We start from the raw sequence: 15,783 nt of genomic DNA, 5'->3' as shown, positions 1-15,783 counted from the left end.
AAAGGAAATAATTAGTTTATCTTTTTACCCCATACTGGAAGTCCTCCCGAAGTAAATCCGGAATAGGTTATTGTTACTTTACGGGTTGCACTTTCCCAATCCCAAGCATCACTAACTTTACATTTTATTCCGTTTACGGTTAGTGTTTTATTGGTGCTGTCGTACGACCATGTTCCAATAAGGCCACCGCTTACTTTTTTATCGGCTGTTAGGTATATGGTAACTGATTTTTGGATGGTTGCGTATTGATAGTTCATTGTAATTTGCTCCCAAGAGCCTATGAATGAAGTCTCGGTTATTGTTGTAGCAGGTACTCCGGCATAACGCTCAGGATCTACAACTGGCCAACCATCTTCTGTCCAGTTAATGGCTCTTACATGCCCCATCATAATAGCATTTGAAGCTGCAATTCCTGGAACACCTACCGGCAAACGCGCTTGTGAGGAATAAAACCATTGTTTAGTATCTGGGTTTTGAAACACGGCGCAATGTGAAATTCCAACCCAACCTGTGTGCGTATTGAATGCGTAAGGATGAGTTAACATTGGCCAACAGTCAGCACCGGATGTTACATCTCTGCCATCAATTCCTAGATATGGTCCAGTTATAGATTTAGAACGGCAAACTCTAGTGTTGTAGGGGACATCCAGACCATCATAAGCCAAGAAAAGATAATAATATTGTGTGTCTGGATTGTATATAATCTCTGGGCCTTCTGAGGCTTGCCAACGACTAGTAGCACTGCGGGTGGCAATACGAGTTCCATAATCGCTTAAGGTTTTGAGTTGATCTGGTTTTCCTGTTGTTGGATTTAACTTAAGAGCTGCAATTCCTGAGTGCCAAGAACCGTATATTAAATATTGTTCGCCTTGCGGAGTTTCTATAAAACTAGGGTCAATTGCATTGAATTTAAAATATGCATTTTCCCAATTTCGTGTGCCTGTAAAAGAATATGGCTTTAATCCATCCGGTTCTGAACAAACTACCATTCCTTTATCTGTCCATACATTAGAGGCTAAATCGTCTGTTTCGGCCAATCCAATAAAGGCTCTCTCTCCCCATGTGTAAGTAAAATCAGTTCCGATTATAGGATTGTCAACTACAATGCTGTAATACATACGGTATTTATTACCTACTTTACGCACACAGGGTGCCCAATACCCATAATTAGGATTTTCGATAGGAGGTAATGCAGGCGACATTCTGGCTCTTTTATTATTCAAGGAATCTTTAACCCAAGCTGGAGCTGTGACCATAGATGACCCCATAAATTGCCAATTCACTAAATCTTTTGAACGTCTGTAAAAGAAATGTCCATGTCCATCGTGCGCATTTCCATAGGAAGCATCTGTTTGATACATATAGTAATAATCACCACATTTTTCGACTGTTGGATCGTGAACATTGGCTAAATTCCATTGCGAATTAGAACCCCAAGAAGAAATGGAAGAATAATTATCAAGATAAGTAGGTCCTGCAAATGTTGGCGTTGGTGTTGGCGTTGGTGTAGGAGTTGGAGTCGGCGTCGGAGCCGGACTGTCACTACTCGAACAACTACTAACTGATACCACCAATAAAAATAGTACTAGATAGGGTGCTAACTTTAAAATGGAATTTGATTTTTTCATTTTATTCTTTTTTATTTACCTTCTAATATTATTACAGAAAAAGGAGGGACTGTTACAACTAATTTACCCTTTTTTATTTCGTACCCTTTGAAAGCAGTAGGTTGGATTTTTGTTGGGTTGTCAAAGGAATTGAAATCTTGCAATTTTGAAGATGCTAATAAGCTTCCCGAAACATTTTTGATTCCAAGTTCTTTTATGTCGATTTCGATTTTATTTTCTTTTTTAGAGTCAATATTTACTAATGAAATATGGACTAATCCGTTTTTATCTTTTGATGCTGAAGCAGATAAAGCAGGAAGTGTTTCGCCATTATAGGTGTATAGTGGAGAATTTATTGTAATTGGTAATAATTTTGCATCTTGATGTACGCTGTACATTTTCATTACATGATAAGTTGGTGTTAAAATCATTTTGGCTTTATCTGTAAGAATAACGGCTTGCAAAACATTTACACATTGCGCTAGATTAGCCATACGAACTCTGTCAGCATGGTTATTAAAAATATTAAGAGTTGCCCCAGCCAAAACAGCATCTCTCATCGTATTTTGTTGGTATAAAAATCCAGGATTACTTCCTTTCTCTACATCGTACCAACCGCCCCATTCATCTACAACCAAAGCAATTTTTTGCTCAGGATCGTATTTATCCATAATGGCGCCATGTTTAGTAATAAGTTCATCCATTTTTAAGGCTTCTTTCATAGTAGTGAAATATTGCCCTTCAGTAAAGTCTACTGCATCTCCTTTTTTGTTCCATTCTATTACAGAATAATGATGCATTGCTACACCGCCCAACATACTTCCTGGGATATTCTTCATTAATGTTTCTGTCCAATTATAATCGGCATCACTTGCGCCGGATGCAATACGCATTAACCCGCCAGTGTTTTCCCAATCAGACATAAATGTGGCATATTTACGGTATTCCCCAGCATAATAGTCCGGTTTCATATTACCACCACAGCCCCAGGCTTCATTACCAATTCCCCAGATTTTTACTTTCCAAGGTTCTGTTCTTCCATTTTTTTTGCGCAAATCACTCATCGGGCTTTTACCTCCAAAGTTGGCATATTGAACCCAATCAGAAAGTTCCTGAACAGTACCGCTTCCCACATTGCCAGATAAGTAAGGTTCAGCTCCAAGTAATTCACACATATTTAAAAAATCATGAGTTCCAAAACTATTGTCTTCAGTAGTTCCTCCCCACCATTGATTTACGATTGTTGGTCTGTTCTCTTTTGGACCAATACCATCTTTCCAGTGATACGTATCCGCAAAACAACCACCCGGCCATCTTAAATTAGGGATTTTTAATTTTTTAAGAGCATCAATAATATCGTTACGTACCCCATTTGTATTTGGGATTTTTGAAGTATCCCCAACGAAGAAGCCACCATAGATTGATCTTCCTAAATGTTCCGCAAAATGCCCGTAGATATTTTTATTGATAATAGGAGCATTGGCAGTATTTTTTATAGAAAGTACTGTGGTTTCTTTTTGTGCAACAATAATTTGATTGCAAAAAGTAAAAATAAATAAGATTAATAGGGCTTTTTTCATGTTGTCTCTAAGTTATAATATCACATGGTAAGCTAATTAAAAGCTTACCACATGATACTAAAGAATGCTGAAATTATAATTAACTAACTCAAAATAATATTAATAACCACTGTTTTGAATTGTTCCTGGATTGTTATCCATTTCCAATTGTGGTATTGGGAAGAATTCTCTTCCTGTTGCATAGGAATTAAATTCAACATCTCTTGATTTTAACCATGCTAATTTTGTAGCATCTTGTAACCAACCCCAACGACGAATATCATCAAAACGGTGTCCTTCTAATGGGAACTCTAAGAATCTTTCGTGACCTATTTGTTCTCTCATGGCAGCTTGACTTAATCCAGGTTTTGCTGTAGCTAAATTAGGTAAGCCAACTCTGTTTCTAACCATTTGAATGTAAGTGTATGCACCTGGAGTGTCGCCAGTTTCGTTTAAACATTCAGCATACATTAATAATATATCAGAATATCTTAATAGACGCTCGTTGATGCCTGAACGCCAATCGAATTCATTTGCATAAGCTCCATCAGAATTTTCGTATTTTCTACAGAATAAATCATTTAAATCTCCTGGATTTCCAGCATAAAAAGTAGCGAAATTTTGTCCGTAAAGTTGCATACCACCTGGTTTGTTATAAAACATGGTAGCATCTAAACGTGGATCAACTTCATTTGCGGTTGTTTTTTCATCATGATATTCATTGAATAAAGTCCAAGTTGGTTGCACGTCTGTCCATCCAAAAGCTCTAGGTGCATAAGTAATTGCTCTTGCAGATGTTTTCCCCCAACCGGAAGATGGAGCACCACCCCAGCCTAAATCAACACCACCAGCTTGTCTGCTAAATTGTACTTCGAATAGTGATTCTGAATTGTTTTCATTAGAGTCCGTAAAGTTATCACGGTAATTAGATACTAAAGAGTAAACACCTAAATCAATCACTTGTTTAAATGTTGTTTTTGCATTTGCAAAATCTTTAGTAAACAAGTATGCTTTTCCTAAATATCCTAAAGCTGCTCCTTTAGTAGCACGCCCTTTTTGACCTGCATCTAATCCTATAACATTATCATAAGTTGTTGGTAACAAATCTGCAGCGGCTTTAAAATCCGCAATAACTTGCGCCCAACCTTCTTCGTTTGTTTTTTGTGGATAGATAGTCGCAATTTCTGTTGGCAATGGTACGCTTTTAAACATGTTTACAGCATGAAATAAATACAACCCTCTCAAGAAATAGGCTTGGCCCAGAATTCTGTTTTTAAGGTTTGCATCTGCCATTTCGATAGCAGGTACTTTTGTTATAACTTGATTCGCACGGTAAATACCTTGATAATACGTTTCATAAGCCCAACCATAAATGGCAGAATTTGAAACATTCGAGTTAAATCGACCCACATTATACATGGCATCCCATGGGCTGTTACTTCTAGTGTCATCCCCTTTTAAGTCTAATAATAAAGGTGTACTTCTCATGTAAGTACCATCGGTCAATAAGCTTCCGTAAGCGGCATTTACGCCTTCAATAGCGTCTTGGTCTGTTTTCCAGAATGAATCTACTGCGTCATTATTTGGGTCAACTTGAACTAAATCTTCATTGTTAACACAACTTGTTGTTACGACTGCTAGTGAGAAGAAAACAGTTAGATAATTAAATATTTTATATTTCATTTTGATTCGTTTTTAATTTGTTTGGTTAGTTTTAAAAATTCACTTCAAGTCCCAAAGAAACAGTTCTAGGATTTGGGAATGAACCACCATCGTATCCTCTAGAGAATAATCCGTCATTGCTATTAAAATCAGGGTCATATCCTCTGTATTTGCTGATTATTAATAGGTTTTGACCATTTACAAATACTTTAGCTTTTTGGATAAAACTTGCAGTTGGAACAGGGATTTCATATCCAATTTCCATAGTTTGCAATTTTATATAATCCCCTTTTTCAATAAATCGATTAGAATCTCTTGTGTTCGCATTTGGATCTCCAATAATTGGACGTGGTACATTAGTATTTGTATTTGTAGGAGTCCAATAATTAAGCGCATCAGTACTGCTGTTTCCATATTGTCCAGCCATTAAATTGCGGTACATACCATCAAATACTTTGTTTCCGCCACTACCTTGCCAAAACATAGAGAAATCCCAGTTTTTGTAAGAACTACTGAAGTTGATGCCGTAACTGTATTTAGGAATTGTAATTCCTTGAAATGTTCTGTCAAGATCACTAATCATACCATCTCCATTTACATCTTTGAACTTTACATCCCCAATTCCAGCATTTGTTTGTGTTGGAGATGAAGCAATATCTGCAGCATTTTGGAAAATTCCATTTGTTTCATAAGCATAAATCTCACCTATTGATCTACCCACTTCTGTTTTTGAAGCAGCACCATAGATTGGATTTCCATCAAGACCAATTTGTAATACTTTATTTTTCAAGGTTCCTAAGTTAGCTGAGATGCTGTACTTGAAATCATGATGATTGTTATTATATGTTGCAGAAAACTCTAAACCGTTATTTCTAACCGCACCTGCATTTGTAGTTACACTAGCAGGAAAAGCACCCGTTGAAAATGGTAATGGAACACCAATTAAAAGATCAGTTGATTTCTTAACATAATATTCAGCCGTAAACTGCAAGTCATTATTGAATAATCCTAACTCAAGTGCCACATTGGTAGTTTTTGTTTCTTCCCAATGTACATTTGGATCTAATGCACTTACTACTGTTGTACCAGGAGCTAATTGATTATTAAAATCATAACCAGCAAAACTATTAATTGTACTAGCGAAGAAATACGTTGGTATTGTGTTATTTCCTAATATACCGTAACCACCTCTTAATTTAATATTGCTTACCCATTCTGGCAACTTAAGAAATTTTTCATTACTAATTTTCCAAGCTCCTGAAAAAGAGTAAAAATTACCTTTATTGTATTTTTGACTAAAAAGAGATGTTTTATCTTGTCTAAAGTTAGCTTGTAACAAATAACGATCATCATAACCGTAATTTATTCTACTCAAGTATGATACACCTGTAACCGTATTTTCATACTCTCCAGCACTTGTTGCATCAGCATATTCTAAATGACTAATTTCACCTGGTTTGTAACCCACACCTCTTGACCAGTGGTTGTAATTATCATTTCTTTCTTGAACCCATCCTGCTAAAACATCAAATTTATGTTTACCAATTGCTTTTTCGTAAGTTAATAAATTATTAAGGAAAGTTCTAGACTGACTTCCAGTAGATACATCTAGTGAAGCTTCATCATTAGTTGTAATATAATACCAACCTAAATCACTTGGCGGTACAAATTTTCTGTTTTGCCAATCTAATCGGTCAAAACTAGCGTCAATTTTATATTTTAATCCTTTTACGATTTCAAATTCTCCCCAAATGTCTCCAATAAAACGATTTCTTTTGGCGTTGTTTGTAATTAAGTTATTGTATCCAATAACGTTCATTGATATTGCTCTTTGTGTTAAGTTAGTTGTTCCTCCGTATCCACCAAGTCTATTTACATCGTAAACAGGCATTGTAGGAATGGCACCTAATAAATCACTAACTGGTGATTCCCCAGCATTGTATTCGTTAAAATTTTCTTTTCCAGATTGAGTGAAACCTATTTTTGAACCATATTTAAATTTCCCTTTTTTACCTGTTAAGTTTAAAGTGGTAGATATTCTTTTGTAATCTTGTGGAGAATTAAGGTAGCTACTGTTTTTGAAATAATCTACATTCATGTTATAACCTAAGCTTTCTGCACCACCACTAAAAGTCAAGGAATGGTTTTCTATGATTCCAGTTTGGAATGCTGCTTTTTGCCAGTTAGTATCTACATTATTTATAAAATAAGGGCTTGTTGGGTCATTTCCTGGTGCTACAGTTAATCCTGCATTTTTCTCAGCTGCAGTAGTAATATTTTGGTATCCTACTCTGTCAGTTAGCGACCATTCTTTAGCAACATTTTGAAATCCAACAAGGGATTTGTATTTAATGTCAAATTTACCAGCTTTTCCTTTTTTAGTAGTAATAATGATAACTCCATTAGCTCCACGAACACCATAGATTGCTGCCGAAGATGCATCTTTTAATACTTGCATAGATTCTATTTCACCAGTAGCAAAATCGTAAGGACTGTCTACAATCATACCATCTACTACGAAAAGTGGGTTGTTATTACTAAAAGAACTGATTCCTCTAATTTTAATATTAACAAAACCACCTGGTTCTCCAGAGCTTTGCATGGTTACACCTGCAACTTGACCCTGTAGCATTTTTGCAACATCGTAGCTTACTGTTTTTTTAGCATTGTCCATGTTTACGACACTCACAGATCCGGTAAGATCTGCTTTCTTCTGAGTTCCGTATCCTACAACAACAACTTCGTTTAGTTTATTCAAATCATCATTCAGTACTATATTTAGTTGAGACTTGTTACCTACAACAACTTCTTGGTTTGCAAAACCTATATAACTGAAGACAAGAATATCGTTAGACGCTGCTTTTATTGAATATTCTCCATCAAATCCAGTAACAACTACTTTGTTGGTACCTTTTATTAAAACATTTACACCAGGTAAAGGCATCGCATCTTTTGCTGATGTAACAATTCCTTTTATAGTCTTATCTTGTTGTGCAGAAAGAGTATAAGAAGAAAATAACATAACTATTATTGCTAATAGCCATTCTTTTCTTGGCAATAAAAAATTGCAATAGAAAAATAATCGTTGGTTTGTTTTCATTCTGTTTTGTTTTGGTTAAATTATAAGTGTGTATTTTACATTTGTAAATTTAATTAAAAAAAAACTATAAAAACAAATTAATCTGATAAAAAAAACTCCTTAAAAAAAGACATCTTGTAATTTAAGTGTAAAAATTACATTTAAATATTGTGGTTTTGTAAAAAAAGTTTCTGTTTTCACAATTAATTTATTTAAAATCTACACTTTTAGTGAAAAAACAAGTTTTTCTACAAAAAACAGCTTGTGTTAATTATTTTAAAAAAAATAGAAATAGTCTCTTTTTTAACTATAAATCAGGGTGATATTGCAAAAAAAGTCTTGTTTAAAGTTTGTTTTTTTAGAAAAAAAGCCAAATTGTGACCTGATAAGGAATCTTTTTTCTTCTCAATCGATTGAAAAGTTGTTTTGTAAATCAATAAATTTGAAATTCAACACGTTATATTTTTTAATTATACACTAAAATAGCACTTTGAAATAGGTTAGTGACTTCTTTCAAATGAAGTGGCTAATCGATTAATTTATCCTAATGGAGATTTTTATTTTTTTTAAAAATTTACAAATGTTAAATGCACATTAATAAAATTATGAAACCTATAAGGAAGTTTATATATTTACCCTAAAAAAGTAGTATGCTTAATAGTTATAGTTCTGCTGATAAAGTTTTATTGGCGGTAGATTGTATCATTTTTGGTTTTGATGAGGAAGGTTTAAAAATACTTTTGATTAAAAGGGATTTTGAACCCGAAAAAGGAAAATGGTCCTTGATAGGAGGCTTTCTTAAAAAAGAAGAAGTATTAGATACTGCTGCAATTAGAATTCTTGATCGGTATACGGGTCTTCAGGATATCTATATGGAACAACTATATGCTTATAGTGAAATAAATCGTGACCCTGTCGAAAGAACTATTTCGGTGGCTTATTATGCATTAATTAATATTGAGAATCACAACAAAGAATTGACTCAAAACTATCATGCACAATGGTTTAGTGTTGCTCAGGCTCCTAAATTAATCTTTGACCATGATTCTATGGTAGAACATGCCATTAGAAGATTGCGTTATAGAACTTCAATCAAACCTGTTGGATTTGAGCTTTTGCCAGAAAAATTTACAATGCGTCAATTATTAGAATTATATGAAGCTATTTTAAGTAAAGAGCTGGATAAAAGAAATTTTATCAGTAAAATCAATTCGTTAGATATTTTGATAAAATTAGAAGAAAAAGACATGATGTCCTCGAGAAAAGGATCATACCTATATACCTTTGACAAAGAAAAATATGATGCCAAATTGTTGGATAATTTTGTATTGAATTTATAAATTGTTTTGCCTGTTAACTTAACACAAAAAAGGAAGCCTCTTAAATGAGACTTCCTTTTTTTATAGAGCTAATTAAAATTAAAAAGAAATAACCTGTTTTCTTTGATTTACTACAATTTCAAGATCTCAGATTATTTCTTATAAATAAGAATTACTACAATTATAAAATGGCTAAAATTATGTAATTCTAAATTTTGGTATTAGCTATTCCCTTTGTTATAATCTGCTAAGAATGTAGCTAGACCACTATCTGTTAGGGGGTGTTTTAGTAAACCTTCAATGGCGCTTAATGGCCCAGTGATTACATCGGCACCAATTTTTGCACAATTCAAAATATGCATGACGTGACGTACTGAAGCGGCTAAAATTTGTGTTTCATATCCGTAATTATCGTAAATCAATTTGATTTCGGCAATTAATGCCATTCCATCTGTTGAAATATCGTCTAATCTTCCAATAAAAGGAGACACATACGTCGCGCCGGCTTTGGCAGCAAGTAAGGCTTGACCGGCTGAAAATACTAAAGTACAATTAGTTCTGATTCCTTTATTAGAAAAATATTTTATTGCTTTTATACCATCTTTAATCATTGGAATTTTTACTACAATTTGTGGGTGCAAAGCCGCTAATCGTTCTCCTTCGGTAATCATTCCTGCTAAATCAGTCGAAATTACTTCGGCACTAACATCGCCATCTACCAATTCACATATTTTCACGTAATGTGCTATGATATTTTCAGCTCCCGTAATTCCTTCCTTCGCCATTAGCGATGGGTTAGTGGTTACACCGTCTAGAATTCCTAGATCATTGGCTTCTTTTATGTCTTTCAAATTTGCGGTATCGATAAAAAATTTCATTTCTTTATTATTTAGTTTTTTGATTATTTATTTTCTTCAATATATTTTAGGATTGCAGCACAAGCATGTTCACTTGTAAATCCAAATTTTTCGTCTAGTACGCTTGCCGGAGCTGAATAGCCAAAATGGTCCAATCCTATTACTTTTCCACTGTCTCCAATCAACCCTTCAAGGTTTACGGGAAGTCCTGCTGTAAGACCAAAAACCAATTTCCCTTTCGGAATGATGCTTTCTTGGTATGATTTTGATTGTTCTTTGAATAAACCTTCGGATATAATTGAGGCTACGTTTATTTTTAGATTTTTAGATTTTTCCAATATAACTGCGGCTTCTAAAAGTGTTGCCACTTCTGATCCATTTGCAATTAAAGTGATATCAGGATTTTGTGTTGATTTAACTAAATAACCTCCTTTTGTTGCTTCAGTTGCTTCTTCATACCTTGAAGTTCCTTGTGCTGGAATGTCTTTGATGTTTTGTCTCGAAAGAATTAAACCTGTTGGAGTTTTGGTATTTTTTAATGCCATATCCCAAGCTACTGAAGTTTCAATAGCATCTGCTGGGCGCAATGCTAGTAAACTTTGATTTCCTGAATGGTTTTTTATTTTTTCCATCAAACGAATTTGTGCTTCCTGTTCAATAGGTTGGTGTGTTGGTCCATCTTCACCTACTCGGAAAGAGTCGTGTGTCCAAACATATTTTACCGGAAGTTCTTGAATAGCTGCTAATCGAATGGCAGGTTTCATATAATCAGAAAACACAAAAAACGTAGCTACTACAGGAATAACACCACCATGAAGTGCAATTCCATTAGCTATTGAAGTCATGGTCAATTCCGCAACACCCGCTTGTAAAAAGGCTCCGCTAAAATCATTTTTTTGTAAAACAGAGGATTTTTTCAGGAACCCGTCTGTTTTGTCACTATTCGACAAATCTGCTGATGAAACAATCATGTTTTCCACGTTTTCGGCTAAATAGGCCAATACAGCAGATGATGCATCTCTAGTGGCTGCATTTGGTTTTTGGATAACACTGCTTAGATCTAATTCAGGTAGTTTTCCTGATAAAAATAAATCCATCTTTTCAGATAATTCGGGATTTTCTTTTCTCCAGCTTGTTATTTGAATTTTTTTATACGCTGATTTTTCTGCTTTTATAGCCAGTATTTTTGCATAATGCGTTTCTACTTCTTCAAAGATTGCAAACGGATTTTCAGGATTTGCATTCAAATTAATAAGCGTTTTTACGTAATCTGCTTTGGTGTCACCAATAGGCTTTCCGTGCAATTCACATTCTCCTTCATACATGGCGCCTGTTGCGGTAACACACCCTTTTCCCATAATTGTTTTTCCAATTATTAGCGTCGGTTTATCAGATTCTGCATGAGCTTCATTCAACGCTTTTCTAATTTGTTCATGGTCGTGGCCATCGATGGTTATTACATTCCATCCCCAAGCTTCATATTTCATGGCTGTATCTTCTGAGGTAACTTCATCTGTCATAGAAGAAAGTTGCACATCATTAGAATCATAAAACATGATAAAATTATTTAATCCTAAATGCCCAGCGATTCTCCCAGCTCCCTGAGAAATTTCTTCCTGCACACCGCCATCAGTTATAAAACCATATATTTTGTGATTGAAAAGTCCTTTGAATCTTGCCTCTAAAAATTTTGCTGCAATTGCGGCTCCCACTCCCATAGCATGTCCTTGACCAAGAGGGCCTGATGTGTTTTCAATTCCTCTGAGCACATCTACTTCTGGATGACCTGGTGTAACTGATCCCCATTGTCTAAAATTTTGAAGGTCTTCTTTTTTATAATTTCCCAATAAATAATATTGCGAATACATTAATGCTGATAAATGCCCCGCATCCATAAAGAAACGATCTCTAAATTTCCAATCCATTTCTGTAGGATCAAAATCTACATATTCAGTGTACAAAATGTGCATAAAATCAGCACCTCCCATAGCACCTCCCGGATGTCCAGAGTTTGCTTTTTCTACCATTGAAATGGCAAGTGCTCTTATATTATCGGCTGCTAATTGGTCAATTTTTTTATTCATAATTAATTTGTAATAATTTGATGTAAATAGGAATAGTATATAGTTCGTTTGTAGTATAGGTGTTTCAACATAGAAACTTTAAATTTTCTAAATCCATTTCAAATGGTCTTTTTTGAAGTAGTTGTTCAAAATTCAATAAGCTAATAGTTTTAAAAACGGATTACTGTATTTAATTATTTTTTTCTAATGTTTTTAATCAATCAAATAAAAGGCTGTTTTTGAGAGAATAACGTAGAAATTAATAATAAGTGTAAAAAATACATTTGCAAATATATATAAATTTATTTTACAATAACAAATAAATTATTTTTCTTGCTTTTATAAAATTGGAATCACATTTTCTTTGCCAATAAAAAATGAGATCCCTATTTTTTTAAAATTATAGGTATAAATAAGAGAATTGTTTTTATAAAGAATTTCTAATAATTAGGGCGCACTTGTTTTCTATTTGTTCTTTTTTTCCTTGTAGAATCATCTGAGCCATAATTTTTCCCATGGCCTCAAAATTCGTTGAAATTGTTGTAATTCCATTTGCAACTACTTTTTTTAGAGGAGTTTCGTTATAGGAAATAATGCCAAAATCACTGCCTAATAGTAAGTTTTGAAGCTTTGATTTTTCAATGACACGAACTAAATCTCGGTCGTTTGGGATGATGTATACTTCACCGATGCTTATTTCTCTGTCGGCAAACTCAGTAATTACTTCGTAATTAAATGAATAGTCGTTGCAAAAATCCAAAAAACCTTCTTTCATTCCCGGCGGTTCTCTAAATCCAGGAAAAATCATAATGAGTTTTTTGTATTTATTTAGCCTGGATTTTCCTTTGCATAAGCCATCAAAGATGTCTTTTTTGTGATTCTGATAAATTGCGGGATAGGATTCTAGTTCAATATTAGTCTGATCTAGTATGAAAACTTCATTTACTGGTAGGGTTTTTATAAATTCAGCAACATTGATTATGTTGGTTGGCATTATAATGTATTTTGTATAATTCCCATTATTGTCATTTATTAGTTTTTTAAAAACTTGCTCATTAAAATAATGGAAAAAAATATCTACCTGTGCATTTTTTCCAATATTTTTCACAAATGAATTATAGGTGTCTTCTTTGAAAATGTTTAACTCATCAAAAAGCAAAAAAATCCTTTGTTTTATGGTGATTTCAACACTTTTAATGTAATAACCTTTGCCAGGAATAGCGTAAACAATGCCTCTCTTTTTCAATTCATCGTAGGCCTGAAGTACAGTGTCACGTGATAATGATGAGGTCAAACAAACTTTATTTACAGAAGGAAGTCGGTCTCCTTTTTTTAGTTTTTCTTCTTCTATTGCCTTTTCAACGGACAGTATTATCTGCTTATATTTTGGAACTCCAAGATTGTTTTGAATCGAAATAATTTTCATAAATAAAAATTTTAATGCAATATACAAAAAACTGGTAGGTACTGGTATGCTAAAGTGAATTAATCGTGTAATTTTGAATTTAATATTTCACAATAAAGTAATAAAAATAAAACACATATCCTATTTTATGTCTAATTATATAATGGAATCATTTGGTTTAATGCCTGGAGGTGAGATTGTCGATTCTTGTGAATTGACTAACAAAAATGGAATGCAATTATGTGTTATTAATTATGGCGCTACCATTACATCATTGAAAATGCCATTGGAAAATGGAAAAATTGTGGATGTAGTTTTGGGATTTGAGACTTTAGAAGACTATATGGAATCCTTTAATTTAGAAAGTGCCCCTTATCTTGGAGCAACAATTGGACGGTTTGCAGGAAGGATAAAGGATGGTGTTTTTAGTTTGAACGAAAAAAAAAATCAATTGAATAAAAACAATAATAATAATTCATTACATGGAGGAATCGCCAGCTTCAGCCAGAAAATTTGGAAGATTAAAAATGTTAAAGAAGGTAAAAATCCATCTGTAACGTTGTCGTATTTCAGTCCAAATAATGAAGAGAATTATCCTGGAGATTTAACAGTTGAGTTAACTTATACTTTATCTTATGAAAATGAATTAATTATTGAATACAAAGCAAATACCACTGAGGATACAATTGTGAATTTGACGCATCACAGTTATTTTAATCTTGATGGTCATAATTCAGATATACTAGAACAAGAGTTGATTATCAATTCTGAAAAAATAGTAGAGACAACAAATGAAAATATTCCAACAGGAAAGTTTTTAAATACGGCTGATTCTTCTTTTGATTTTAGTCAGCCAAAAAAATGTCCTTCAAAAATTGATACCACATTTGTTTTAGAAAAAGAAAATGAATTTTCAGCTTCACTTTTTAATAAAAAGAATAATCTGAAAATGACGGTTTATACGAACCAATCAGGTGTTCATATTTATGTAGGAGGCAATTGTTTTAATAAGATAAAAGGAAAAGAAAATGTCGATTACCATGCTTTGAGCGGAATTTGTTTTGAAACCCAAAATTTTCCGGATGCGCCTAATCACGAACATTTTCCAAGTTCCATTTTGAGAAAAGGGGATCTCTATCATCATAAAACTATTTATAAATTTCAATCATTTTAAGTGAAAAACATTAAAGATCAATTTTATTGCATAGCAATTATAGGATTGTTTTTTACTTCCTGTAATTCACAAATACCTGCAGATCAAAATCCAATGTTGCCGCCTACCGTTTCTACTTTTGCAAAAGGTGCTGACGTAGGTTGGTTGCCTCAAATGGAGACTACAGGATATAAATTCTATGATGTTGACGGTACCCAAAAGGACTGCTTGCAATTGTTGAAAGACAGAGGAATAAATACAATTCGGCTTCGTGTTTGGGTAAATCCAAATGACGATAAAGCCAGTGGACATTGCAGCAAGGAAGAAACTGTAGTCATGGCTTTGCGGGCTCAAAAAATGGGAATGCGCATCATGATTGATTTTCATTATAGCGACTCATGGGCAGATCCAGGAAAACAATTTAAGCCAAAAGCTTGGGAAAACCATAGTTTTTCAGAATTGTTGACGGATGTTTACAATCATACTTTTGATGTTTTAAGTGCGTTAAAAAAAGTTGGAGTTACGCCTGAGTGGGTACAAGTTGGAAATGAAATTCCTGGTGGAATGCTATGGCCAGAAGGGAGTACAAAAAATTGGTTACAATTAGCACAATTACTTAACAAAGGCTATGAAGCAACAAAAGCTATTGATCCTAAAATTAAAGTAATTGTTCATTTAGACGAAGGAAATGACAATGCAAAATTCAGATGGTTTTTTGATAATGCTAAAGCAAATAATGTAAAATATGATGTTATAGGACTATCCTATTATCCTTTTTGGATTAAAAAAGATTATACGGAAACGATTGTTGATTTAGAGAATAATCTTAAAGATATGGCTTCTCGATATGATAAAGAAGTGATGATAGTCGAGGTAGGGGGAGAATATGACAAAGTGCAAAATACGTATGAAATGCTAGCGGCAACAATCAAAGCGGTCAAAGCTGTACCAAATAACAAAGGATTGGGCGTAATTTATTGGGAACCAGAAGGAGAAAAAAGTTGGAGCGGTTATTCCCTGAGTACTTGGCAATCTAACGGAAAACCATCAACAGCTTTGGATGCTTTTAAAGAATAGTT

10 protein-coding genes are annotated in these 15,783 nt (G+C 33.8%); 3 read left to right on the top strand and 7 right to left on the bottom strand.

What is annotated here, in order from left to right; all coding sequences use genetic code 11:
* Positions 1 to 11: 11 nt before the first annotated feature.
* From T410_RS03555 to T410_RS03540, 4 genes are all read right to left on the bottom strand, one after another.
* Complete coding sequence (locus T410_RS03555) at positions 12 to 1,628, bottom strand: arabinan endo-1,5-alpha-L-arabinosidase (RefSeq protein WP_035668787.1); 1,617 nt, start codon at positions 1,626 to 1,628, stop codon at positions 12 to 14.
* Between the two features lie 11 nt (positions 1,629 to 1,639).
* Positions 1,640 to 3,187 (bottom strand): alpha-N-arabinofuranosidase, encoded by a 1,548-nt coding sequence (locus T410_RS03550; protein WP_035668786.1) that lies wholly within the window; start codon positions 3,185 to 3,187, stop codon positions 1,640 to 1,642.
* 99 nt (positions 3,188 to 3,286) lie between these two features.
* Positions 3,287 to 4,849, bottom strand: coding sequence for a RagB/SusD family nutrient uptake outer membrane protein (locus tag T410_RS03545; RefSeq protein ID WP_035668784.1), 1,563 nt, complete (start codon positions 4,847 to 4,849; stop codon positions 3,287 to 3,289).
* Positions 4,850 to 4,880: 31 nt separating this feature from the next.
* On the bottom strand, positions 4,881 to 7,928 hold the full coding sequence (locus T410_RS03540; protein ID WP_051929343.1) for a TonB-dependent receptor: 3,048 nt from the start codon (positions 7,926 to 7,928) through the stop codon (positions 4,881 to 4,883).
* Between the two features lie 629 nt (positions 7,929 to 8,557).
* Here T410_RS03540 and T410_RS03535 point away from each other — a divergent pair.
* Positions 8,558 to 9,247: an NUDIX domain-containing protein gene (locus T410_RS03535; RefSeq protein ID WP_035668779.1), complete on the top strand. Its 690-nt coding sequence runs from the start codon at positions 8,558 to 8,560 to the stop codon at positions 9,245 to 9,247.
* Positions 9,248 to 9,447: 200 nt separating this feature from the next.
* On the opposite strand, the gene fsa is transcribed toward T410_RS03535, so the two are convergent.
* From fsa to T410_RS03520, 3 genes are all read right to left on the bottom strand, one after another.
* The gene (fsa, locus tag T410_RS03530) at positions 9,448 to 10,104 is read right to left on the bottom strand and encodes a fructose-6-phosphate aldolase (RefSeq protein ID WP_035668777.1); all 657 of its coding nucleotides are present in this window, start codon (positions 10,102 to 10,104) and stop codon (positions 9,448 to 9,450) included.
* A gap of 23 nt (positions 10,105 to 10,127) precedes the next feature.
* Positions 10,128 to 12,167 (bottom strand): transketolase, encoded by a 2,040-nt coding sequence (locus tag T410_RS03525; RefSeq protein ID WP_035668774.1) that lies wholly within the window; start codon positions 12,165 to 12,167, stop codon positions 10,128 to 10,130.
* Positions 12,168 to 12,573: 406 nt separating this feature from the next.
* Positions 12,574 to 13,572 carry a GntR family transcriptional regulator gene (locus T410_RS03520; RefSeq protein ID WP_035668772.1) on the bottom strand — a complete coding sequence of 333 codons (999 nt, stop codon included), beginning with the start codon at positions 13,570 to 13,572 and terminating at the stop codon, positions 12,574 to 12,576.
* 127 nt (positions 13,573 to 13,699) lie between these two features.
* On the opposite strand from T410_RS03520, the gene T410_RS03515 reads away from it, so the two are divergent.
* Complete coding sequence (locus tag T410_RS03515; protein WP_238567339.1) at positions 13,700 to 14,725, top strand: aldose epimerase family protein; 1,026 nt, start codon at positions 13,700 to 13,702, stop codon at positions 14,723 to 14,725.
* On the top strand, positions 14,726 to 15,781 hold the full coding sequence (locus T410_RS03510; protein WP_238567338.1) for a glycosyl hydrolase 53 family protein: 1,056 nt from the start codon (positions 14,726 to 14,728) through the stop codon (positions 15,779 to 15,781).
* The last annotated feature ends 2 nt before the right edge of the window (positions 15,782 to 15,783 follow it).

This window comes from Flavobacterium sp. 83 (assembly GCF_000744835.1).
Classification (GTDB): Bacteria; Bacteroidota; Bacteroidia; order Flavobacteriales; family Flavobacteriaceae; genus Flavobacterium.
The sequence above is the reverse complement of the archived record's forward strand: the minus strand, read 5'-3'. Positions and strand labels throughout refer to the sequence as shown.